We start from the raw sequence: 22,603 nt of genomic DNA, 5'->3' as shown, positions 1-22,603 counted from the left end.
GCCTTTTATAAAAGTAAGTCTGCAGATCCATATAGCAGGAAGTTTTATCTCTTGGGGCGCTGATATTAAGCAAACACCTTTTATATGACAAGCGATCCCTGTATTGTTTCACATATTATATCTTGCTGAACATGGTATTTCTTATTTAACATACGCAAATAATTACTTAAGGACAATCATGGCTACCCTGCAAATTTTAACTATCGTCGTTTTAGCTATTGTGGCAATCCTATCCGTCATCATAGGATCACGCGCGCATCAAAAAGAAAAAGACCTCACTCAACGCCGCGTAAAACAGTTGCAACTGGTACAAAGAGCAGACCGTGCAGAAATGCATATCAGAGGTTTAAAAAGCCTTAACACAGACACTATCGCCACCGATGTTCTCTATGATTATTATTTAGATACCCTTAGAGAGCTCTTACAATATTCAGACGATATTGAAAAAATAGAGGTGCGTATCGCCAAGGCAGAAGACGGACGTAATCAAGAATCCCTTGAGTTTAACCCTGAAATACCACCTATGAGCTTTCAAGAAAAGACCATGTACCAGGAGCGCCTTACTAAATTAGCCAAAATGCTCCTATACCTTCGCCGCAAGGGACGCATTAGTAATCAGCACTATCAAAATTGTCATGAATATTTAAAGTGGCTTAGTTTATGGCTGCAAATAAATAAGCAAGTCGCTCAGGCCAACTCAAACTTCAATAGCGGTGATTATCAAGTAGCGCAAACATTATATAGCGTTATTGAATCTCACTTAAAATCCAGTGCTGTCGAAAGACCTGAAAAGCAGAAGCTTAATGAATATGTTCAGGAGAAAATGAAAGAGATTACTCGAATTGAAGCCGAGGAAGTAAGAAAAGCCGCAGAAGCTGCAGCGGCTGCCGCTGCCTTAGCCGAACAGGAAGCGGAAGAAAAAGCAAAAGAGTACGAGCTACCTACTCGATAGTTTTTATAGTGGCAAGAATATCAACAAGGCGTGCTAGGTGCTCGAGATCTTCCTCTTCACCTTTCTCCTCCCAATAAAGAGTAACCCCCTCAGGCGCAATATTGATGGCTTTAATCAATGCACCTTTTTCCTGTAAAACCTTTTTCACAGCTTCATTCCAATCTTTTTCTGAGCTGGACCACCAGCCATCAACAATCGAGTGATACTTCCACACCTCATAAGGCAAAAACCAAACGTTTTTGGTGACACCTTCAAGAGGCTTAATATGGTAACGAGAATAAGCAGCCACTTTGTGAGACTCTTTTACTTTATCCCACTTATCAGGTAAGTCTACCGAGGTAAGCTGTACATTTAACCCCAATTTTCTAGCCTTTAGTCGTAGCGACATACGATCACGATCCCTTTTTGAGGGTAAAACCCACATAACAGAACCCGCTAGGGAAAAAACAACAAAAAGCACAATTATTAATGTCATAATAAATATCTATCTCTAGTCTTTTAAACTAAAATCAAATAGTCGAATTTAATTGGGAGTAATTTCTATGTTATATAACAGAATTCTTCTAGCTGTTGATTTAACGGACGAAAGCATAAAAGTAGCCCACAAAGCGGTTGCCTTATGCCAAGGTGCTGGCGCTGAACTCATCATGCTCCATGTTATCGAATCATTAAATTATGCCTACACTGGCGATGTTCCGATTGACATAACAAACATTCAAGACCAACTCAAAGAAACAGCACAAGAGCGTATATCTATACTCGAAGCACAACTCGACATACCATTTACTGAAACCTTTATTACTCAAGGCGGAATTGAAAGTGAGATACACCGCATTGCAGAAGAACAAAAGGCAGACCTTATTGTAGTGGGAAGCCATTGCCGACACGGTCTAGCTTTATTACTAGGATCAACATCGAATGGCGTATTGCACGGTGCACCTTGTGACGTACTAGCGGTTAAAGTTAGTCCATAAATTTACAAAAACTTATTAAAAAGGCGATGTATATACATCGCCTTTTTTATTTATCGTCTCGACCAACTGGTCCCTTCTCGGCTATCCAGAAGGTCTATACCTTGACTTGCCAGCTCATCTCGAATCTCATCACTTCGCGCAAAGTTTTTATCTTTACGGGCTTGTGTGCGCTCATCAATCAAGGCTTGAATAGCTGCTTCATCTAAGCCATCGGTAATGACACTATTCTGCAAAAAGTATTCAGGGTCTTGATAAAGTAAGCCTAACAATTCAGCTAAAAATTTCAGCTCAGCTGCCAGTACCAACGCTTTATCCGAGTCATCCGTTTTCGCCTTATTTAAATCACGTACCAATTCAAAGAGTACAGACAAGGCTCCTGCAGTATTGAAATCATCGTTCATCGCTTCTTCAAAGCGTTTTGTGTAATCCGATGGAGTAACAACATCAGCCACACCCTGATCACGCAACGCAGTATAAAGACGCTCTAGAGCAACTTTGGCTTCTAGCAAGCTTTGATCTGAATAATCTATTGAGCTGCGGTATTGACTAGAAACCATCAAATAGCGAATAACCTCTGGATTGAACTTTTCCAGCACTTCACGCACGGTGAAGAAGTTACCCAGCGACTTCGACATTTTTTCGTTATCAACACGAACCGCACCACAGTGCATCCAATAGTTGACATACTTTTCACCAGTACAAGCTTCAGATTGTGCAATTTCATTTTCATGATGGGGAAATTTCAGATCTGGCCCACCACCATGAATATCGAAGTGGTTACCTAAGCAGCTAGTAGACATAGCGGAACACTCAATGTGCCAACCTGGTCGTCCATTACCCCAAGGTGAAGCCCAAAACACTTCACCTTCTTTAGTTTGCTTCCATAAAACAAAGTCTGCAGCATGCTCTTTTGCTTGCTCCACATCAATGCGAGCACCAGCTAGCATCTCTTCAAGCTTACGGTTGTTTAATTTACCGTATTCTTCGAAGGCAGTAGCACGATAATAAACGTCTCCAGAGTCGCCCTGATAAGCAAAGCCCTTTTCAATAAGCACTTCAATCATGTCGATAATTTCTTGCATGAATTCCGTTGCTTTAGGCTCACGGTCGGGCATTTTGTTACCCAAACGCAACTCATCTTCTTGCTGTGCCGCAATCATGCGCTCAGTTAGTGCTTGAGTTGTCTCATTATTCTCAGCAGCACGTTTAATAATTTTGTCATCTACATCAGTAATGTTACGCACATAATTCAAATCGTAACCAAGGTGACGAATGAAGCGAGAAATAATGTCAAACGAAATCATTGCCCGGGCATGGCCAATATGGCAAAAGTCATAAACCGTGTTGCCACATACGTACATGCCGACTTTATCTTCGACAATAGGTTTAAAAATTTCTTTTTTACCGCTAAGTGTGTTGTAGACCTTTAACATTTATTTTCCCTTCGCTTCAATTTTTGCCCAAGAATCTCGTAAAGTTACGGTACGGTTAAATACCATACCCTCTTCTTTTAAGTCTCGACAAAAATAGCCTTCGCGCTCGAATTGAAAGCCCTGCCCTTTAGCAGAATTCAATAGGGACGGTTCCGCCTTAGCACCTTGTATTACAGTCAAGGAATCTGAATTAATGAAGTCCAAGAATGTCTTGTCTTCATAATTAGCATCAGGAGCTTCATTATCAAATAAACGATCATAGAGGTTCACTTGTGCATCCACTGCATGTTCTGCACTTACCCAATGAATAACACCTTTTGGCTTATAGCCTTCTGGATTCACACCAAGCGTGTTCTCATCATAAGTACACAACAGCTCCACAACATCGCCGTTATCATTTTTAACGACTTCACTACAGGTAATCACATAACCACCGCGTAATCTGACAGCACCGTCTAGCGTCATACGCTTCCACTTACGTGGCGGCACTTCAGCAAAGTCAGCAGCATCAACAAATAAGTGCTTACTAAATGGTACTTCGCGAGTACCTGCTTCTTCATTTTTAGGGTGGTTATTAACCGTAAAGATTTCTTCTTTCCCTTCAGGGTAGTTAGTTAACGTCACTTTAATCGGGTTTAAGACCACCATAGCGCGATTTGCATTGGCATCTAAATCTTCACGGATAGCATGTTCCAGCATCCCCATATCAACCACGCTGTCAGATTTAGTAACACCAATTCGATCACAGAAATTACGAATGGATGCCGCAGTGTAACCACGACGACGCAAACCAGAAATGGTTGGCATACGTGGGTCATCCCAACTGCCTACATGCTTATCATCCACTAATTGCTTAAGTTTGCGCTTACTGGTGACTGTGTAGTTCAAATTAAGACGAGCAAACTCAATCTGCTGAGGGTGAGCTGTACCCAGTGTTTCCAACGTCCAATCATATAGTGGGCGATGATCCTGAAACTCCAACGTACATACAGAGTGAGTTATGCCTTCTATCGCATCAGATAAACAGTGGGTAAAGTCATACATAGGGTAAACACACCAAGCATCCCCTGTTTGGTGATGGTGTACATGGCGAACACGATAAATAATAGGGTCACGCATGTTGATGTTCGGGCTGGCCATATCTATTTTGGCACGCAAAACTGCTTCACCATCTTTATATTTCCCAGCTTTCATATCCATAAAGAGAGCCATGTTCTCTTCGACACTACGATCACGGTATGGGCTATTTTTACCCGGCTCTTTTAATGTGCCGCGGTACTCTCTCATTTGCTCAGCGTTTAACTGACATACATAAGCCTTACCCTCTTGGATAAGCTGAACTGCAAAATTAAAGAGTTGCTCAAAGTAGTCTGAAGCGAACTTGATATCTTCTTTCCACTGAAAGCCTAACCACTCAACATCGCGCTTTATGGACTCAATGTATTCGACACTTTCTTTTTCTGGGTTGGTGTCGTCAAAACGAAGGTTACATTGACCCTGATAACGTTGAGCTAAACCAAAATTCAAACAGATTGATTTGGCATGACCAATATGTAAATAGCCATTGGGTTCAGGTGGAAAACGAGTAAGTACCTTACCGCCATGCTTACCTGATTCGTTATCTTTATCAATGATTTGGGTAATGAAATTACCTGGTTTTGACGTGTCTGACATGTTTGATGTAAATCCCGATAAATGTGTGTCTAACAATACGTTCTAAATTGAGAGCAAGAGTATATATGATTTAGCTTTATATGGGCGATTAAAGGGAGCAATCTTTTAGATAAATCGCAGCATTTTTATAGTGAAAATAGATATTTCGCCAAAAAGAACACAAAGATTCCTACCCCAATAGTTAATAATTGCTTCTGCCATAAAATGCCAACCAAAAAAGCGGCCATTCCACCTATTAACCAGTAGTTAGTGAAAGAAACATCCAGTACTTCATTTGGCATTAATATCATAGGCATGATGATAGAAGTGAGCACTGCAACAGGCACAAACTTTAACGCCCTTTCAAAGAAAGCTGGCATAACAACTTTATGGGCACTAGCAAATAACACAAAGCGCACACCAAAGGTTACGGCAAACATGCCAAACAAAATCATTACTGCGTTTATAAAATCCACCTTAGACCTCCCGATTTTCACTTACCTGCAACGAAGTGTCAGCCTGACGACTAGCATCGCAAAAATAACCCACCAGCACGCCAATTACTGCTGATACAAGCAAGCCTAAATTATTAGGCAGATCTACCAACAGGATGGCTGAGCCACCAGCAGAAACCATACAAGCCCAAAAAGAAACATGCTTAAGGTAAGGTGTTATAATGCCTATAAAGGTCGCTACCATAGCAAACTCCATTCCCCACTCACTCATTTCTGGAATAAGCTCACCGAAGGCAACACCAATAAGAGTGGTCAGATTCCACATAAGGTAAAAAGATAAAAAAGAGCCTAAATAAACAAAGTGCCCCGTTTTCTCATTTGCTTCTCCTGTGCCGTACAAAGGTCTTACAGCGGCATAGGTCTCATCTATCAAGCCAAACCCCATCCATAGGCGAACAGAAAATGGTAAATGTTTAACGAACTTAACCAAATCAGCTGCGTACAAAAGGTGCCTTAAGTTCACGATAAAAGTCGTTGAGACTATAACCCAAAGGGGCGCGTCCAAAGCAATCAACCCCAAGGCAACAAATTGGGCAGAGCCTGCAAACACAAAGGCAGACATGGCAACAGCAAACCAAGGACTAAGGTCATAGCTTGAGGCTAAAGAGCCGAACAACAGGCCAAAAGGTACACCCCCTACTATCATAGGGATTGAAGCAATTGCTCCAATTTTCATATCCTTATATGTACTCATGTATTGCTCCGTAGATTTTTTTCCATATAAACATCAGACCTTTCATAAATAGAGTCTTTTGGCATCGCTTTCTCAACGAAGCCATTTTTTTCATATAAGGACTGGGCAGAACTCAAACAAAAAGCTGTCTCTAAGGTTAAACAGCCTATTCCTTGCTGTTCGGTACAATGAATCAGATGGGATAACAAAGCTTGAGCCACGCCTTTCTCTTGAAAATATTCAGCCACACATAGCTTAAGTATCTCAGCAGTATTGCCTTTGGGGCTTGGTAGTAAAGCAATAGTGCCGACCACTTTTGCCCCTCCCCCTACTGCATTTGGCTGCTCGCAAACCGCCACCCAGACACAACCGCCTTTTTCTATAATATTTTCTTGCGGGCTGCGTAATAGTGATAAGTCATAGTCCATGATTTGGTTTGGGAAGTACTTTTCTAGCCACGCAAAATTAAGCTCAAAGAAAGCCTCCCCATGCTCCTTTTGAAGCGGCACAATTTTATAAGTTTGCAAGCGATCTAGTACTTTAGCTGACAAGCTACCATCAAAGGCTTGCTGCTCCAACTTATCTAGAGCATCCATAAAGTTAGTGTTGGCAACATTGGTCATTTTCTCGATGACCCATTTCAGCTCTTTTAAAACTGGCTCTGCTTGCATTAGAGCATTAATAGCAACATCCGATAGGTGCAGTGAAGAACGCCTTTGGTCTTGCTCATCTTGTTTTTTGATCAGCAAACCTTCCTTAATCATCTTATTGGTCTGCTTACTTACCGCTGGATGACTAATATTCAGCTGTTCCGCAATTTCGATAACAGATAATCCACCTACTTTTTGCAACAACCTCAAGGTTGGAAAATAGGTCGCTGAAATAGGTACCGCACATTGACCATATATTTCTTGCACCTGAACAAATAAATAATCACTTAGTCGCTTCAGTCGACTACCCAGTGTTAAGACGCCAAACTGCTCCATAATTCCCTCAAATTAATATGCGTAACCAGTTACGCATATTAATTTACGACAACAGATACCTTATTTCAAGTCTCTTGCTTATTATTCGAGTTTGATAAAAAAGCATCTCTGATATACTTGTCAAAATTTTCTACGATAGTGTGCTGGGCACGCCCTTTCACCTATAAGCAAACAAACTAAGGAACAAAAATGTCAGAAAAAGCCGTCGTGGTATATTCAGGAGGGATGGACTCTTTTACGGTTTTACATACCGCTATTCAAAGTGGCTTGGATGTCCACGCCTTATCCTTTAATTACGGTCAAAAGCACAGCAAAGAATTAGAAGTCGCAGCAAAGGTTTGTCAAAGCTTAAATATATCCCATAAGGTGGTGGACATTACGGCCATCAACAGCTTAATGGCAACCTCGTCCCTCACCAGTGACGCTGAAATACCAGAAGGTCATTATGAAAGCGAAAGTATGAAATCCACCGTAGTACCTAACCGCAACATGGTTTTACTTTCTATGGCCATTGCTTATGCCGTGTCTCTTGAAGCTGGCAAGGTCTATTATGGGGCGCATTCAGGTGACCACCATATCTACCCAGACTGCCGACCTGAATTTGTCGAAGGAATGAACGCCGTCGCTAAAATCGCCAATTACCAAACAGTAGAAATAGTTACACCATTTTTGCATGTCTCAAAAGGCGATATTTTAAAAGCGGGCTTAGCGATGAATTTGGATTACAGCAATACTTGGACTTGTTACAATGGCCGCGAAAAGTCTTGTGGTAAATGCGGAGCATGTAACGAGCGCTTAGAAGCTTTTGCTGAACAACAAGCGACAGATCCACTTGCTTACGAAGCATAACCACACTTAAACAATTTTAGTTTTTTATAGAGATAATGGCTTTTGTTCCACAAATGTCCCATGTCTCAAAACCATATCAACTAAAGTTATAACCCTTACCTCGAACTGTTTTTCGAAACGTAAATGGTGTAACACAATATGTATTCTATCAAAGAAGCCTTCTATTCATTACAAGGTGAAGGCGCCCATGCAGGACGCCCTGCTTTATTTTGTCGATTCACGGGCTGTAACCTGTGGTCTGGCCTTGAAAAAACACGCATGAAATCAGATTGCCAATTTTGTGATACCGATTTTATTGGTACCGATGGCCAAAATGGCGGGAAGTTCAGAACGGCAAGTGACCTCGTTGCGCATTTAGATACACTTTGGCCCGAAGGCCATGGCCATAAGTACGTTGTCTTTACGGGAGGTGAGCCTGCCTTACAGTTAGACGACGCTCTAATTCATAAAATGAAACAACATGGCTATACTATTGCCATAGAGACTAACGGCACCCTAAAATTACCGGAAGGAATTGACTGGATATGTGTTAGCCCAAAAACCAGTGCCCCCCTCATAGTCAACAAAGGTAGTGAGCTAAAGCTGGTTTATCCTCAAAGTCATTTATCACCTGACCTTTTCGAAAATTTAGAATTTGCTCATTTTTATTTGCAGCCAATGGCACAAGACCACTTGCTACCCGACCAAATTCCTCTAACTAACACTCAAGAAGCCACATTAAATTACTGTTTATCACATCCACAGTGGCGTCTTAGTCTACAAACACATAAAATGCTCAACATTGATTAACCATCATGCTTAGATATTATTCAAATTAAGGAAAGCACAATGATCATTCTTCATACAAACCATGGCGACATTCAAATTGAATTGGACTATGACAAAGCCCCTAAGTCTGCAAAAAACTTTGAAGACTACGTAACTTCTGGCTTCTACAACGGTGTCATTTTTCACCGTGTTATTAATGGCTTCATGATCCAAGGTGGTGGTTTTGAGCCAGGTATGACCCAAAAAGAAACCAACACGGCAATTGAAAACGAAGCGGATAATGGCCTTAAGAACGAAGTTGGCACTTTGGCTATGGCTCGTACTATGGACCCTCATTCTGCGTCAGCACAGTTCTTCATCAACGTATCTGATAACAGCTTCCTAAACCACCGCAGTAAAACGCCAGACGGTTGGGGTTACGCGGTATTTGGTAAAGTGACAGCGGGAATGGACGTTGTAAACAAAATCAAAGAAGTGAAAACAACAGTCAAAGCAGGTCACCAAGATGTTCCTGCAGAAGACGTTATTATTGAAAGCGCTGAATTGGTAGAAAGCTAAGCCAATGATTCGATATTTTATATCTGATTTGCACCTTAGCGACAAACGCCCGGATCTTATCCGGGCGTTTGTACATATGACAGAGTGCTTGCATAAAGATTCACAAGAAACTGAGTTTTATATTCTTGGTGATTTTTATGAAGCTTGGATTGGTGACGATTTTCAAGCCGACTGGAACTCAACCATTGAAGATGCCCTACGTGCTCTATCAGACTCTGGTGTTAATATTTTCTTCCTACACGGTAACCGAGACTTTTTAATCGGAGAAAACTGGCTAAAGCGTGTTGGAGCCAAACTGATAGACGAGCAAACTAAACTTGATCTAGGCAGCTTCTCAATTTTATTAAGCCATGGGGACGAATATTGTCTAGAAGACGTTGAGTACCAAAAATTTCGCGCCATGGTTCGCTCATCCGCATGGCAAGCCCATATATTGGCATTACCCCTTGAGCAACGCATTGCATTAGCGGCTCAACTGCGAAATGACAGCAAGACAATGGCATCTGATAAAAACATGGCTATCATGGACGTGACAGAATCAGCTATTGCAGATTCACTCAAACACCATCAATGTAAATCTATGATTCATGGTCACACTCACCGTCCAGATACCCATAGATCCACAGAAGTTTTACGATGTGTATTAGGTGATTGGGATGAATATATTTGGTTAGCCAAAGTAACAGGCAATAGTTACAAGCAGCTTCGCGCTACAGTAAGTGATTTCAACAAAAATGGAATGTCTGCGTTGGAAGGTATTCACTCGGAAATGCTTACTTAAGAACTTTTAAGTAAGCATTTAGCAAAAATAATAAGAACTACTTTTTAGTCGCCCTTATTTACAAAATAAAACACCTTTCATTATTGAACTGGTGGTCCACTGTGCATACGAAATTCCGTATCAGGTTCAGTAACAAGCTTATGCTCTAAGTCTCGGAAAAACTCAATACGATCATCAATAGGCTCGTTTGAATATTCCTTTGCTAACTCAAGGTAATCTTCGAAATGTCTCGCTTCCGATTTCAACAAAGAAATATAGAATCGAGATAATTCTTCATCGAGATGAGGGGCAAGTGCGGCAAAACGTTCACACGATCTAGCCTCTACAAAAGCACCGATAATCATGGTATCCACTAAGCGGGCTGGCTCGTGGGTGCGAATATGTTTACGCAGGCCATCTGCATACCGAGAAGCCGTTAAATGCTCATAAGCCACGTCGCGTTTGCGCATTATCTTATGCACTTGCTCAAAATGCAGCAGCTCTTCACGGGCTAAGCGAGACATTTTATGCAGCAAATTATCTCTGTCCACATAGCGATACATAAGACTCATTGCTGTACTAGCTGCCTTTTTCTCACAATGAGCATGATCAACTAATAATAAAGTCTGGTTCTCAAGAGCCCATTCTACCCACTCAGTTGGGGATTGACATGGAAGAAACTCAACAAGCTCTGGATAGGCTGATAACATTACTCTACCTTTTTGTGTTAAAAAACGCGATTATACTAGGTATTGAACACTTAGGCAGCAACGTCTTGATTTGGATGCTAAATTCTTAATGAATGATTTATACGACCACACAAAATTAAAAATTGGCCAAAACGTTGGCACAGAGCTCGATCCTTATACTTTAAACTACTCTGTCGATGACAATAAAACGACCTGGATTGCAGATCAAAGTGGTCGTCCCTTTACCTTACGCTTTTATCAAGGCAATAAAGGCAAGGTAGATAAATTTCTACAAAATGCCCGCCGATACGCAAACATCAAGCATGCTGCCATCACCCCCAACTATCCGCCCTTCTTCTCTAATTTATGGGTATTTTCATGCTCTGCAGTGTGTGGAGGCGAAAACCTCTATAGTTTTTTAGGAAAATACCCTGAAGGAGCGCCATTGAATGTTGTTATCAGCTTATTTGACAATATTGCAAAGGCATTAGATCAAGCACACAAAAATGACCTTTTCCATGGCCACCTAGATTTAAACTCTATCCATGTTGTTAATGGTGTCGGTGTTATGACGGGCTTTGGTCTGCATAACTGGATGGATAAAATCGACAAAAATGAAATGGATCCACGCTTCTTCCCTCCTGAGTATTTAAAAAAGGTACAAAAACGCACACCATCCGCTGATAAATATGCCTTTATGAGACTCATCATGGCAGCTTTATTGGGTGAGTCTTGTCTAGATAAAGACTTATCCACCAGCCTACCCGAGTCTCACCCACTCTTAAGTGACCCTGCATGGTGGCGATTACTGAAATGGAGCCGATCTGGAAGTCAACATAGACCAAACTCTTTAGTCGAAGTAATACGAATCATTCGAGCAGATTCCTATAAGCCACAAACAAGGGAGAGCTCTGCCTTAGAAAAAGCGATTCACAGATATACGCTACACCATTCTGGAAAAATGATTGGTTTGGCTTCAGCCTCTTTAGTGAGTGTTTTAGCTGCAGTTATTTTGTGGCCTTCCCCACAAGAAGAGGCTACTCCCTTACCTGCAGTTACAGCGACAAAAAAAGAAACGGTAGAAACACCACCTCCGTTTGAGTCTTTACCTCAAATATTAGAAGAACCTCTAACCGCTGGTGGAACGGCACCAAAAATAGAAAAGATTCCCCCCGCAGTTTTTATGATGGGAGATCAAAATAGAATGGGTGATGACAACGAGAAGCCCGTCCATGAAGTTGAAGTGCCCAGTGGCTTCTATATCAGCAAGCATGAAGTAACCTTTGATCAATTTGATAAGTTTGCCAAATCCACTGGTCGCCCGCTTCCACCTGATAATGGCTGGGGGCGTGGTCAACGCCCCGTAATTAATGTCAGCTGGTATGATGCCAAAGCCTACACAGCTTGGTTATCTGAACAAACACAGCAAGAATATCGCCTACCAACGGAGATTGAGTGGGAGTACTCTGCCAGAGCCGATTCCAATACAGCATTCTGGTACGGCAATGATGTAAAAGCGGGCTATAGTGTCTGTGATAATTGTGGCAGCCAATGGGATGGCATATCTACAGCCCCTGTCGGCAGCCAAACCAGTAACCCATTGGGCTTATTCGATATGCATGGCAATGTCGCCGAGTGGGTCGAAGACTGTTACCACGATAGTTACCAAGGCGCACCTACTCAGAATCAAGTCTGGTTATCGAGCCAATGCGATACTAGAGTACTTAGAGGTGGCTCTTGGTTCGACATATCTAGAGTTGGTAGAAGCGCTACACGCTACCGTGCTGAGCCCAATTTAAAAGCCAGCAATTGGGGCTTTAGAATCGTTAGAGTTATTCATCAAAATAATTAAGAATCTAAATCAGAATAATTCCGCTAAATACCACCTATTCTAAATTGTTATGGCTTTCTGTAAGCCATTGACAGTTTTTTTCTATAGAATAAAAAGTGTTGAGATTTATTGAGCAATAGGCCAGAAACAATAGCCTGTTACTCTAAGAAATGATGGAGAGTCATTTTTTCGCTTTTTTGTCTTGTAAAGTGACTATCCTAACAAGAACACTAATCAAGGAATGAAACAATGAAGTCGGCTGCCTAGAGCATAATTTAAGGCCATTTCATCCCCCATATCCTTTTTTGGTACATAACATCCACATCAATTATTATTCAGAGGTGTCCATGAGCCTGTATTTAGAGTATTTACAAGAAATAGAAGATCGTAAGGGTGAGGGTCTACACCCAAAACCAATCGACAGTGCTGATCTCTTGTCAGAAGTTATTGCCCAAATCAAAGACACTGGCAATGAACACCGTGCTGAATCCCTTAACTTTTTTATCTATAACACAATCCCAGGAACAACCAGTGCAGCTGATGCAAAAGCGGCTTTCCTGAAAGATATTATTTTAGGCAAAGAAGCAGTTGAAGAAATCACACCTGATTTTGCTTTTGAGCTTCTTTCTCACATGAAAGGTGGCCCTTCTATCAAGGTGCTACTTGACCTTGTGTTAGATCAAAAGGACATTAACATTGCTAAGCAAGCAGCAGATGTTCTTAAAACCCAAGTATTCCTTTACGAAGCAGATACTGAGCGTTTGCAAGCGGCTTACAATAAAGGCTGCCCAATCTCAAAAGAGATTTTGGAAAGCTACGCGCAAGCTGAGTTCTTCACTAAACTTCCTGAAATTGACGAAGAAATCGAAGTTGTCACTTATATCGCCGCAGAAGGTGATATCTCTACCGATTTGCTGTCACCAGGTAACCAAGCACATTCTCGCTCTGACCGTGAACTACACGGCAAGTGCATGATCACACCTGAAGCACAAGCAGAAATCCAAGCTCTACAAGCTAAGCACCCTAACGCGAAAGTTATGCTTATTGCCGAAAAAGGCACTATGGGCGTAGGTTCTTCTCGTATGTCCGGTGTAAATAACGTAGCTCTTTGGGCAGGTAAACAAGCTAGCCCATACATTCCATTCGTTAACATCGCTCCTGTTGTTGCTGGTACAAACGGTATTTCTCCTATCTTCCTAACGACTGTTGGTGTTACTGGTGGTATTGGTCTTGACCTTAAAAACTGGGTTAAGAAAACAGATGCTGAAGGCAAAGTAGTTACTGACGCAAATGGCGACCCAGTATTAGAAGAAGCTTACTCTGTCGCAACAGGCACTGTGCTGACTATCAACACTAAAGAGAAGAAACTATACAACGGCGACAAAGAACTTGTAGATGTATCTTCTGCCTTCACACCTCAATCCGTTGAGTTCATGAAAGCAGGTGGTTCTTACGCAATTGTTTTCGGTAAGAAACTACAAACATTCGCAGCAGAAACTTTGGGCGTTAAAGCACCTCTTGTTTTTGCACCTGCAAAAGAAATGTCAATCGAAGGCCAAGGCTTAACGGCTGTTGAAAAAATCTTCAACAAAAATGCAGTTGGCGTCGCTTCTGAAACACCACTTCACGCAGGTTCTGATGTTCGCGTTAAAGTAAACATTGTTGGTTCTCAAGACACAACTGGTTTGATGACTTCTCAAGAACTTGAGTCTATGGCTGCAACTGTTATTTCTCCAAGTGTTGATGGTGCATACCAATCAGGTTGTCACACAGCATCTGTATGGGATAAGAAAGCACAAGCAAACATTCCAAAGCTTATGTCTTTCATGAACAAGTTTGGCTTAATCACTGCCCGTGACCCGAAAGGCGTTTACCCGCCAATGACAGACGTAATCCATAAAGTATTGAATGACATCACAGTAGATGATCAAGCAATTATTATTGGTGGTGACTCTCATACCCGTATGTCTAAAGGTGTCGCATTTGGTGCTGACTCAGGTACAGTTGCGCTAGCACTGGCAACAGGTGAAGCGACAATGCCAATCCCTCAGTCAGTAAAAGTGACGTTCAAAGGCGAAATGAAAAGCCACATGGACTTCCGTGACGTTGTACATGCGACTCAAGCACAAATGCTTAAGCAGTTTAGCGGTGAGAACGTCTTCCAAGGTCGCGTTATCGAAGTACACATAGGTACGCTGCTAGCTGACCAAGCTTTTACTTTCACTGACTGGACTGCAGAAATGAAAGCGAAAGCTTCTATCTGTATTTCACAAGACGACACTTTAATTCAATCTCTTGAATTAGCGAAAAGCCGCATTCAGATCATGATCAACAAAGGCATGGATAACGAAGCTAAAACGCTACAGGGCCTTATCGATCTAGCTGATAAACGTATTGCTGGAATCCAATCTGGTGAGCAACCAGCCCTTGCTCCTGATGATTCAGCAAAATACTACGCAGAAGTTGTTGTTGATCTTGACGAAATTTCAGAGCCAATGATTGCCGACCCTGATGTGAATAACGATGATGTTTCTAAGCGTTATACTCATGATGTTATCCGTCCAGTATCTTTCTACAAAGGTAAAACGGTTGACCTAGGCTTTGTTGGTTCATGTATGGTTCACAAAGGTGACATGCAGATTATTGCTCAGATGCTACGTAACATTGAGAAGCAAAATGGCAGTATCGAATTTAAAGCACCTCTAGTTGTTGCTCCACCAACTTACAACATTGTTGATGAGCTTAAAGCTGAAGGTGATTGGGAAGTTCTTGCTAAATACGCAGGTTTTGAATTCGACGATGCGAAGCCAAAATCTGAAGCACGTACTAAGTACCAAAACATCCTGTACCTAGAGCGCCCTGGTTGTAACTTATGTATGGGTAACCAAGAAAAAGCTGAGCCAGGTGATACCGTAATCGCCACATCGACTCGCTTGTTCCAAGGCCGTGTTGTAGCTGATACTGCTGAGAAGAAAGGTGAATCTTTGCTTGGTTCAACACCTCTAGTTGTACTTTCTACGATTTTGGGTCGTTTCCCAACCATCGAAGAATACACAGCGGCAGTTGAAGGCATTAACCTAACAGACTTCGCGCCCCCAGCAGAAGAAATGACCGTTGCTTCGGAACTTATTCCTACAGCAAACGTTTAAAATTTTAGCTAAAGCGCTGAGCCTATAGTAAAAACGGCATCTCTTGAGATGCCGTTTTTTTGTTTCTCTACTTTATAAGAAAGCACCATACTTCTTTCCACTCTATATAAAAAGTGTAGATGTCAGGCATTAAAAAGCCCCGCTATGCGAGGCTTATACTAGTCTATTAAAGCTAAATTAAATGACTTCTCTCTCAACAAGTTGATCGAACTCGTCTTGTAGCTGACGCTCAATAGGTGTTTCCATGTCTTGAGCGTTTAGATGATGTTGGCGGGCTGCCGTTTTAGATTTGGATTTATGTTTAATGAGCTGTTTTTCTAACTTTCCAACCAGAAGATCTAAGGCTGGCTTAAGTTGCTTATCTGTTTTAACCGTAGCAAATAAATCATGACCAGGAATATGCACACTGGCCTCTACAATTAATTCATGAACTTCATGCTTTTCAGTATTAAGAATCACATTGATGGTTGTGATTTGATCGGTAACACGAGCCAGATGATCCATTTTTTCTTTAACAACTTCTCGTACTTCTTCGCTAGACTGAACGTGATGACCGCTAATATTCAATGTATACATATAAGACTTTCCTTCTGTTTTGATCAAATTGGTGTTTACTTAAATCCACATCCTCCTAAAATTTATTTGTTTGATATATACAATCTATAGGCGAAGTTAGGATATTTCAATGATAAGAAGGAAAATACTTGTCGAAGATCATAAATAAAATAGTTCGAAACTAAAAAAGCCCTGAAAAATCAGGGCTTTTTTAGTTTTTAAGTAAGCTTTTCTTAATAGACGTATAAGGTATTTTTCACCTTTATTTAATCATGATACACACGGTCACTTCTTCCCTATCATGGTAAAGATGCTTTATTTGATAGTGGTAAGCTACACCAGCTTGCTTCAAAAGCGTGTTAATTTTTTCCATACACAAAGACACTTCTTGGTAACGCTTTTTCATGGGCAACTTCAAATTAAAAATAGCTCTTCGCGTTAAACCTTTTGCCAACCAATTCGCCATTAGCTCCGCCACTTTGATCGGCCTTTCCACCATATCGCAAACCAACCAATCCACCATATAAGGAGGCTCAAACTTAAAACCATCCGCTTTTTCATGCTGGACAAGGCCTGTCGCCATCAACTCTTTTTGCATAGGGCCATTATCAATAGCAAAAACATGAATACCTTTTTTGACAAACTGATATGTCCAACCACCGGGAGCAGCGCCTAGATCAACAGCAGTCATACCCTCCACCAAATCTCTTTCACGTGTTTTTTCAGGGACAAATTGTAAGAAAGCCTCCTCAAGTTTAAGAGTCGATCGACTTGGGCCAGCGGCTGGGAAACGTAATCGACGAATCCCCATAGGAAATTCACTGCGGCATTCAGAATAAGAAACGCCCAAGTAGGCTTCTGTGCCACTCAATAGGAAAAGATGATGTCTCACTCCTACTGCTTTGTTACGCAACACGCCAGATTTTTTCCAACCTTCACGTAACGGCTTGTCGAGCTTTTTAATCAGACCCGATAGCGATTTGGCTTCATTAGTATCGGCTGTTTCAATCCATATATCTTCAGCCAAAGGAAGTTCACGAGCGGCTTCTAATAAAATCTGAACTCGACCGCCCTGCTCCATTTCAATCAAATCATTCACAGCAATAATTTGTCGAGCAAAGATTAATTGATTAAACCTTAGTTGCTTAATTAACAACTCACCGGCATCAGGCTGATCCAAATGAAAAACGACGTAACCAGAGTCTTGAACTACCTTGGCATACCCATAAAACCCTTTACTGCTGGCTACTTCAGAGAGTTCTGCCGCACAATCTTTTTCAAAGCCTTGACGACAATAAACTAAAATATTTTTCATTCAGATTCCTTCTCGTGCAGAGCAAACTCTGCTGAGCTATATAATTATTTTTTAGATGGCCAAATTAATAACGCGTCATCCAATTTAGTTTCTACGCACGCCATAAAATCATTGGTAAAAATATCACCAGATATTGGAGGGCAAATATAATGTTTTCTCTCACCTTGCCAATCAAAGGACAAAGCATAAGCATGCAAATAACCTCGATCTGCAGCTTCTCCACCATATCTTGAATCCCCTAAAATAGGTGAACCAATACTTTTTAAAGCAACACGAATTTGATGTGTTTTTCCTGTTAAAGGCCGAACTATAAATGCCCTACCTCCTTGATGCGCCGCAGAAAAAAACTGAGTAATGGCAAAATTATCTTTACCTTGCGTTAGCTTCCACTGTCCTCTTCGACTCGGTTCCATACCACCCGCTATTGTACCTTGTTTCTTTTTAGGTTTACGTATTGAGAAAGCAAGGTAGCGTTTTTCGATTTCATGATTTTCAAATATAGAGCCAAAAAGAGCCGCCGCCTTTTTATGACAAGCAACAATTAATAGGCCTGATGTCATTTTATCCAGCCTATGTACAGGGTAAAAACTTTGCTCGGGAAAAGCTTCAGAAAGAGCCTGTATTAGTCCAGCTTCGTTTGACTCATGGTGAAAGCTCACACCTTCTGATTTATTTATTATCCAGTAGTCATAACAACGAAAGATCACTTCAAACAAAACAGCACCACACCAAAAATAAAGGAAAAATCGAGTAGCCAACAAACTTATCCACAGAGTAAGTGGACAACTCATATGTCAATACAAAGTAAAAATATATTTTAAAGAAGTGAATCCATTTCTGTATAAACACAATTTCGACCATTGTGCTTGGCAAGATACAAGGCTTTATCTGCTTTTACCAACACTTCTTCATAACGAGATGTTGAAGAATCCATAGAGGCTAATCCGATACTTAAGGATATCGATATTTCCGTGTCATCACGTAGTGAAATCTGGCTATTTTTAATACTTTCTCGCATCTTATTCATGAGTATAACAGACTGTTCTATATGGATATTTCTCATAATAACGATAAACTCTTCACCACCATATCGACCAATCAGATCTTGAGGTCTAAGTGCAGACTTCATAATGCTTGCCGCTTTCGCCAGCACCAAATCCCCTGCATCATGCCCATAGGTATCATTAACCTTTTTAAAATAATCTAAATCGATAATGGCAAATATACATGGAGTACTATTAAGTACAGAGGCTTCAAAGATATTTTGCGCCTCAGCCAGCACTTTACGGCGGTTATACAAACCTGTTAATTCATCTTTTTCAGCAAGATTGCGTAAGTACAAATTTACAGCATTAAGACGACTCATCACCAAGGTAATGACGGTGGTAAAATGAAAGGTTAATTTGAAAAATACAAAGAAAATACAAAGACTTTTGCCTACTTCTGTCAGAGCAAGGCTACTTTGACTAAAGAACTCACAAACGAGAAAACCTAGGCTAGATGAAAATAAGATACCGTATTTTATCACCTTCTGATCGCCTCTAAAAACCACAACAGCATAGACAATGATATTGGCAAACAACCAGTGAAACCCAGTTTCTTCGCCAAAAAAGAACAAGCATAAAATAAGCACTTTGCTGCTCTTTAAAATAGGGAAAGTAATTTGCGCTCGAGTAAATTCACCTTTGTAACAATAACGCCAAGCCACACCTCCCATTAGCATCCAAATGAAGCAAAAGACAGCAAGGATAGGCTGACTAATGAAGCTGAAAAACAACAGTAGAACTAAGCAAGAAGCGAAAAATAATAAATAAGAGAAATTTACAACGTGCTTTTGATTTAAGTCGTTACCCGTATCGCCCTTGGCAAAACCGATATTGAGATATTTTTCTAATGTTTTTTGAATTGGAAAATACACAATGAACCTAGTTGAGTGAAACTTTAGGCACTATATTCTCCATAACATAGCAGCATAATAATCGAATCTTTCATTATACTTGTTTGACAATAAACTTCCTATTGATGAGCCAAGTTAAAAGAAAATAAAACGCCTCAATAGCACAGCTAAAATTAGATATTCCTCAAGATAGAACTCAGTAACTAACACCCCCATTGGCATGGATATTGATATATATATAGCCAATATAGATTGCCACTCAAAATAACTAACTAATCGGTCAAATTTAATACAGACGCGAACCAAAATAGTGCAAACAGATCGCATTTATGGTGCAAGAAAGTTAACATATTGAGTGATAAATAATATATCCATTAAAAATCATTTTAGGGCACTAGAATTTTGAAAGCGCAAACATCGGTATCTCGGCTTGAGTTAATAGGCCTTACAAAACAATATCCAGGCTGCTTAGCAAATGACGATATTAGTATCACGCTTCAACCGGGTGAAATACACGCTTTACTCGGAGAAAACGGTGCTGGCAAAAGTACTCTCGTAAAAACAATTTATGGCGTTGTCTCCCCCGATAAAGGAGACATTTTATGGAATGGTAAAGAAGTAAATATTAAGTCTCCCTCTATCGCCCGAGAACTCGGCATTGGTATGGTATTCCAACACTTCTCTTTATTTGAAACGTTAACTGTCAGCCAGAACATAGAGCTCTGTTTAAGTAAAAAACAACTAAGTCAAATCGACGATCTCGATAGCCGTATTAATACACTTTCTGAAGAGTATGGCTTAAATGTTGACCCAACTAGATACGTACACTCTCTTTCTATTGGTGAAAGGCAAAGAGTGGAGATTATGCGCTGCCTTGTACAGTCCGTTAAATTGTTAATCCTTGATGAGCCCACTTCAGTACTCACACCACAAGAAGTATCTGGGTTATTTGATGTGCTACGAATTCTCTCTAAAGAGGGCTGTAGCGTTCTTTTTATTAGCCACAAATTACATGAAGTCACGGAAATATGTGATCAAGCAACCATATTGAGAGGCGGAAAAGTAGTTGATACTTGTGTCCCAAATGATGAAACCCCTGCTTCCATTGCAAAAATGATGGTAGGTGATCTTGCCGAGCAGGACGCTGGTTATTCTAAAAAAGAAGGTTCTAAAACACTATTTACAGCCTCCAATCTATCCTTGTCTTCTAAGCAGCCATTTGGCACCGCATTAAAGAAAATCAATTTTGATTTAAAGGCAGGTGAAATTCTTGGTATCGCCGGTGTCGCAGGTAATGGACAAGATGAGTTAATGGCTATTCTCAGTGGTGAAGATGATCGTAATGTTGGTAGTGCATTACTTATGAATGAGCTGGAAATAGGCCATCTACACGCAGGGGAAAGACGTAAACTCGGCATGGCATACGTACCTGAAGAGCGTCTAGGTCGTGGTGCGGTTCCAGATATGAGTTTAACAGAAAATACCCTACTCACTCATAGCAAAGGTTTCGTTTCAAAAGGCCTAGTACAATGGCAAGGTGTAAAAGATTACACCAACCAACTTATCGAAAAGTATAAAGTGAAATGCCATGGTGAGTTCTCAGAAGCCAGAAGCTTAAGTGGTGGTAACTTACAAAAATTCATTATGGGTCGAGAAATTGGCCAAGACCCTAAAGTGTTGATCTGTGCTCACCCTACATGGGGTGTGGATGTTGGTGCAGCATTAGCCATACACCAAGCATTACTCGAGTTAAGAGACCAAGGCGCAGCCATATTACTAGTCTCCGAAGACATCGATGAGCTTTTCTTGCTAGCCGATTGCATGGCAGCTGTTTGTGATGGCTACTTATCTCCTCAAGTTAAAACAGAAGACACTAACATTGACCAAATTGGTCAATGGATGGCAGGCACCTTTATTAATGAACAAGCAAGTACAACGCAGCCTCAATCACCGACTAAGGAGGCTGTAATATGATTCTTATTCAAGCTCGAACTGAGCCTAGCAATACAATGAAATTCGTTTCTCCATTATTGGCTGTTACTTTAACACTCATCTTTGGCGGGATTTTATTCACAGCAATCGGTAAATCTCCAGTACAGGCACTACAAGTATTGTTAATCGCCCCATTATCCGATGCTTATAATATCGGCGAAATGTTCGTTAAAATGGGGCCTCTTTTATTGTGTGCTGTAGGACTGTCCCTTTGTTATCGAGCTAATATGTGGAATATTGGTGCTGAAGGACAACTTTTAGCGGGTGCATTAGGTGGCTCTGCTGCGGCACTTTACTTTATCGAGTCAGAATCTATATTCGCACTGCCTCTAACACTCATTGCTGGCATGCTATCTGGAATGATATGCGCAGCTATCCCGACTTATTTAAAGTTACGCTTTAACTCCAACCTCATCCTTACCACCATAATGTTTAACTACATAGCCTTGTACTTACTCATTTGGTCTGTACACGGGCCATTAAGAGACCCGCAAGGTTATGGATTCCCAGAGTCTGCTCTTTTTGCTGACAATACTCTCTTGCCAACTTTATTTGAAGACAGTCGCATTCACCTAGGTGTACTTTTTGCTCTTATTGCAAGTGTAATTGGCTGGTTTATTCTAACCAAAACCCATCTAGGTTTTCAGGTTCGAGTCTTTGGCGCGGATGAATCTGCGGCAAAATATGCTGGCTTCAAAGGTAACAAACTTGGCTGGTTAGTCATGCTGTTTGCTGGTGCATTAGCAGGCCTTGCTGGGGTAAGTGAAACAACAGGTCCAATAGGTCAACTAGTTCCCAACGTTTCTCCAGGTTATGGCTACTCAGCCATCATTGTTGCCTATTTAGGGCGATTGCATCCTATCGGAGCCATTATTGCTGCTGTTTTTATGGCAGTACTTTATATGGGTGGCGATTTAGCACAAATCGAAATGGGCATTCCGGTTGCCGTGGTCAGCATGTTCCAAGGGGTATTGTTGTTTTTCTTATTGGCGTGTGACTTCTTTATAAATAACCGCCTTACTTTCACTAACCAAGCGACAAACTAGGAGAATAC

The 22,603-nt window shown here is 41.0% G+C and carries 21 protein-coding genes; 10 read left to right on the top strand and 11 right to left on the bottom strand.

The genetic code is table 11. The annotated features are described in order from the left end of the window. The first annotated feature begins 178 nt into the window (after positions 1–178). The gene (locus OFY17_RS07375) at positions 179–952 is read left to right on the top strand and encodes a DNA topoisomerase I (protein WP_263530083.1); all 774 of its coding nucleotides are present in this window, start codon (positions 179–181) and stop codon (positions 950–952) included. Here the strand turns inward: OFY17_RS07375 and OFY17_RS07370 are convergent. Next, positions 942–1,427: a hypothetical protein gene (locus tag OFY17_RS07370; RefSeq protein ID WP_263530082.1), complete on the bottom strand. Its 486-nt coding sequence runs from the start codon at positions 1,425–1,427 to the stop codon at positions 942–944. The genes OFY17_RS07375 and OFY17_RS07370 overlap by 11 nt on opposite strands. Positions 1,428–1,494: 67 nt before the next feature. Here OFY17_RS07370 and OFY17_RS07365 point away from each other — a divergent pair, with 67 nt between their 5' ends. Beyond that, the gene (locus tag OFY17_RS07365) at positions 1,495–1,926 is read left to right on the top strand and encodes a universal stress protein (RefSeq protein WP_263530081.1); all 432 of its coding nucleotides are present in this window, start codon (positions 1,495–1,497) and stop codon (positions 1,924–1,926) included. A 50-nt stretch (positions 1,927–1,976) separates the two neighbouring features. Here the strand turns inward: OFY17_RS07365 and cysS are convergent, their stop codons facing one another. The 5 genes from cysS to OFY17_RS07340 all read right to left on the bottom strand — a co-directional run bounded on the left by cysS (position 1,977) and on the right by OFY17_RS07340 (position 7,186). Further along, positions 1,977–3,359: a cysteine--tRNA ligase gene (gene cysS / locus OFY17_RS07360; protein ID WP_263530080.1), complete on the bottom strand. Its 1,383-nt coding sequence runs from the start codon at positions 3,357–3,359 to the stop codon at positions 1,977–1,979. Next, complete coding sequence (locus OFY17_RS07355) at positions 3,360–5,033, bottom strand: glutamine--tRNA ligase/YqeY domain fusion protein (protein WP_263530079.1); 1,674 nt, start codon at positions 5,031–5,033, stop codon at positions 3,360–3,362. Between the two features lie 125 nt (positions 5,034–5,158). Then, a complete protein-coding gene (locus OFY17_RS07350) occupies positions 5,159–5,488 on the bottom strand; it encodes an AzlD domain-containing protein (RefSeq protein WP_263530078.1) in 330 nt (109 codons plus the stop codon). Position 5,489: 1 nt separating this feature from the next. Beyond that, positions 5,490–6,221 carry an AzlC family ABC transporter permease gene (locus OFY17_RS07345; RefSeq protein ID WP_263530077.1) on the bottom strand — a complete coding sequence of 244 codons (732 nt, stop codon included), beginning with the start codon at positions 6,219–6,221 and terminating at the stop codon, positions 5,490–5,492. Continuing rightward, complete coding sequence (locus OFY17_RS07340; RefSeq protein ID WP_263530076.1) at positions 6,218–7,186, bottom strand: bifunctional helix-turn-helix transcriptional regulator/GNAT family N-acetyltransferase; 969 nt, start codon at positions 7,184–7,186, stop codon at positions 6,218–6,220. The genes OFY17_RS07345 and OFY17_RS07340 overlap by 4 nt, the downstream gene beginning before the upstream one ends. A gap of 189 nt (positions 7,187–7,375) precedes the next feature. Here OFY17_RS07340 and queC point away from each other — a divergent pair, with 189 nt between their 5' ends. The 4 genes from queC (at position 7,376) to OFY17_RS07320 (ending at position 10,142) form a co-directional block, all read left to right on the top strand. Continuing rightward, on the top strand, positions 7,376–8,035 hold the full coding sequence (gene queC / locus OFY17_RS07335; RefSeq protein WP_263530075.1) for a 7-cyano-7-deazaguanine synthase QueC: 660 nt from the start codon (positions 7,376–7,378) through the stop codon (positions 8,033–8,035). Between the two features lie 138 nt (positions 8,036–8,173). Then, positions 8,174–8,824: a 7-carboxy-7-deazaguanine synthase gene (gene queE / locus OFY17_RS07330; RefSeq protein ID WP_263530074.1), complete on the top strand. Its 651-nt coding sequence runs from the start codon at positions 8,174–8,176 to the stop codon at positions 8,822–8,824. Positions 8,825–8,863: 39 nt separating this feature from the next. Continuing rightward, positions 8,864–9,361, top strand: coding sequence for a peptidylprolyl isomerase (locus OFY17_RS07325; RefSeq protein ID WP_263530073.1), 498 nt, complete (start codon positions 8,864–8,866; stop codon positions 9,359–9,361). 4 nt (positions 9,362–9,365) lie between these two features. Further along, a complete protein-coding gene (locus OFY17_RS07320; RefSeq protein ID WP_263530072.1) occupies positions 9,366–10,142 on the top strand; it encodes a UDP-2,3-diacylglucosamine diphosphatase in 777 nt (258 codons plus the stop codon). A gap of 80 nt (positions 10,143–10,222) precedes the next feature. Here the strand turns inward: OFY17_RS07320 and miaE are convergent, their stop codons facing one another. Next, positions 10,223–10,831 (bottom strand): tRNA-(ms[2]io[6]A)-hydroxylase, encoded by a 609-nt coding sequence (gene miaE / locus OFY17_RS07315; protein WP_263530071.1) that lies wholly within the window; start codon positions 10,829–10,831, stop codon positions 10,223–10,225. Between the two features lie 88 nt (positions 10,832–10,919). On the opposite strand from miaE, the gene OFY17_RS07310 reads away from it, so the two are divergent. Both OFY17_RS07310 and OFY17_RS07305 read left to right on the top strand, forming a co-directional pair. Further along, a complete protein-coding gene (locus OFY17_RS07310; protein WP_263530070.1) occupies positions 10,920–12,662 on the top strand; it encodes a formylglycine-generating enzyme family protein in 1,743 nt (580 codons plus the stop codon). 326 nt (positions 12,663–12,988) lie between these two features. Beyond that, positions 12,989–15,790 (top strand): bifunctional aconitate hydratase 2/2-methylisocitrate dehydratase, encoded by a 2,802-nt coding sequence (locus tag OFY17_RS07305; RefSeq protein WP_263530069.1) that lies wholly within the window; start codon positions 12,989–12,991, stop codon positions 15,788–15,790. A gap of 177 nt (positions 15,791–15,967) precedes the next feature. Here the strand turns inward: OFY17_RS07305 and hpf are convergent, their stop codons facing one another. The 4 genes from hpf to OFY17_RS07285 all read right to left on the bottom strand — a co-directional run bounded on the left by hpf (position 15,968) and on the right by OFY17_RS07285 (position 19,578). Further along, entirely contained in the window at positions 15,968–16,366 is a 399-nt protein-coding gene (gene hpf, locus OFY17_RS07300) for a ribosome hibernation-promoting factor, HPF/YfiA family (RefSeq protein ID WP_263530068.1), read from the bottom strand. Positions 16,367–16,607: 241 nt separating this feature from the next. Next, complete coding sequence (gene rlmM / locus OFY17_RS07295; RefSeq protein WP_263530067.1) at positions 16,608–17,660, bottom strand: 23S rRNA (cytidine(2498)-2'-O)-methyltransferase RlmM; 1,053 nt, start codon at positions 17,658–17,660, stop codon at positions 16,608–16,610. 44 nt (positions 17,661–17,704) lie between these two features. Continuing rightward, positions 17,705–18,367, bottom strand: a complete 663-nt coding sequence (locus OFY17_RS07290) for a TIGR01621 family pseudouridine synthase (RefSeq protein ID WP_263530367.1) — start codon at positions 18,365–18,367, stop codon at positions 17,705–17,707. A 110-nt stretch (positions 18,368–18,477) separates the two neighbouring features. Next, positions 18,478–19,578, bottom strand: a complete 1,101-nt coding sequence (locus OFY17_RS07285; protein WP_263530066.1) for a GGDEF domain-containing protein — start codon at positions 19,576–19,578, stop codon at positions 18,478–18,480. A gap of 381 nt (positions 19,579–19,959) precedes the next feature. On the opposite strand from OFY17_RS07285, the gene OFY17_RS07280 reads away from it, so the two are divergent. Together OFY17_RS07280 and OFY17_RS07275 are read left to right on the top strand one after the other, a co-directional pair. Beyond that, the gene (locus tag OFY17_RS07280; protein WP_263530065.1) at positions 19,960–21,531 is read left to right on the top strand and encodes an ABC transporter ATP-binding protein; all 1,572 of its coding nucleotides are present in this window, start codon (positions 19,960–19,962) and stop codon (positions 21,529–21,531) included. Continuing rightward, entirely contained in the window at positions 21,528–22,595 is a 1,068-nt protein-coding gene (locus tag OFY17_RS07275) for an ABC transporter permease (protein WP_263530064.1), read from the top strand. Before OFY17_RS07280 ends, OFY17_RS07275 begins: the two co-directional genes overlap by 4 nt. The last annotated feature ends 8 nt before the right edge of the window (positions 22,596–22,603 follow it).

This window comes from Marinomonas sargassi (assembly GCF_025716875.1).
In the GTDB taxonomy this organism is placed as follows: domain Bacteria; phylum Pseudomonadota; class Gammaproteobacteria; order Pseudomonadales; family Marinomonadaceae; genus Marinomonas; species Marinomonas sargassi.
The sequence above is the reverse complement of the archived record's forward strand: the minus strand, read 5'-3'. Positions and strand labels throughout refer to the sequence as shown.

Coding starts and splice junctions, on each gene's coding strand:
- OFY17_RS07375 (WP_263530083.1), top strand. CDS start 179: ATGGCTACCCTGCAAATTTTAACTATCGTCGTTTTAGCTATTGTGGCA.
- OFY17_RS07370 (WP_263530082.1), bottom strand. CDS start 1,427: ATGACATTAATAATTGTGCTTTTTGTTGTTTTTTCCCTAGCGGGTTCT.
- OFY17_RS07365 (WP_263530081.1), top strand. CDS start 1,495: ATGTTATATAACAGAATTCTTCTAGCTGTTGATTTAACGGACGAAAGC.
- cysS (WP_263530080.1), bottom strand. CDS start 3,359: ATGTTAAAGGTCTACAACACACTTAGCGGTAAAAAAGAAATTTTTAAA.
- OFY17_RS07355 (WP_263530079.1), bottom strand. CDS start 5,033: ATGTCAGACACGTCAAAACCAGGTAATTTCATTACCCAAATCATTGAT.
- OFY17_RS07345 (WP_263530077.1), bottom strand. CDS start 6,221: ATGAGTACATATAAGGATATGAAAATTGGAGCAATTGCTTCAATCCCT.
- OFY17_RS07340 (WP_263530076.1), bottom strand. CDS start 7,186: ATGGAGCAGTTTGGCGTCTTAACACTGGGTAGTCGACTGAAGCGACTA.
- queC (WP_263530075.1), top strand. CDS start 7,376: ATGTCAGAAAAAGCCGTCGTGGTATATTCAGGAGGGATGGACTCTTTT.
- queE (WP_263530074.1), top strand. CDS start 8,174: ATGTATTCTATCAAAGAAGCCTTCTATTCATTACAAGGTGAAGGCGCC.
- OFY17_RS07325 (WP_263530073.1), top strand. CDS start 8,864: ATGATCATTCTTCATACAAACCATGGCGACATTCAAATTGAATTGGAC.
- OFY17_RS07320 (WP_263530072.1), top strand. CDS start 9,366: ATGATTCGATATTTTATATCTGATTTGCACCTTAGCGACAAACGCCCG.
- miaE (WP_263530071.1), bottom strand. CDS start 10,831: ATGTTATCAGCCTATCCAGAGCTTGTTGAGTTTCTTCCATGTCAATCC.
- OFY17_RS07310 (WP_263530070.1), top strand. CDS start 10,920: ATGAATGATTTATACGACCACACAAAATTAAAAATTGGCCAAAACGTT.
- OFY17_RS07305 (WP_263530069.1), top strand. CDS start 12,989: ATGAGCCTGTATTTAGAGTATTTACAAGAAATAGAAGATCGTAAGGGT.
- hpf (WP_263530068.1), bottom strand. CDS start 16,366: ATGTATACATTGAATATTAGCGGTCATCACGTTCAGTCTAGCGAAGAA.
- rlmM (WP_263530067.1), bottom strand. CDS start 17,660: ATGAAAAATATTTTAGTTTATTGTCGTCAAGGCTTTGAAAAAGATTGT.
- OFY17_RS07275 (WP_263530064.1), top strand. CDS start 21,528: ATGATTCTTATTCAAGCTCGAACTGAGCCTAGCAATACAATGAAATTC.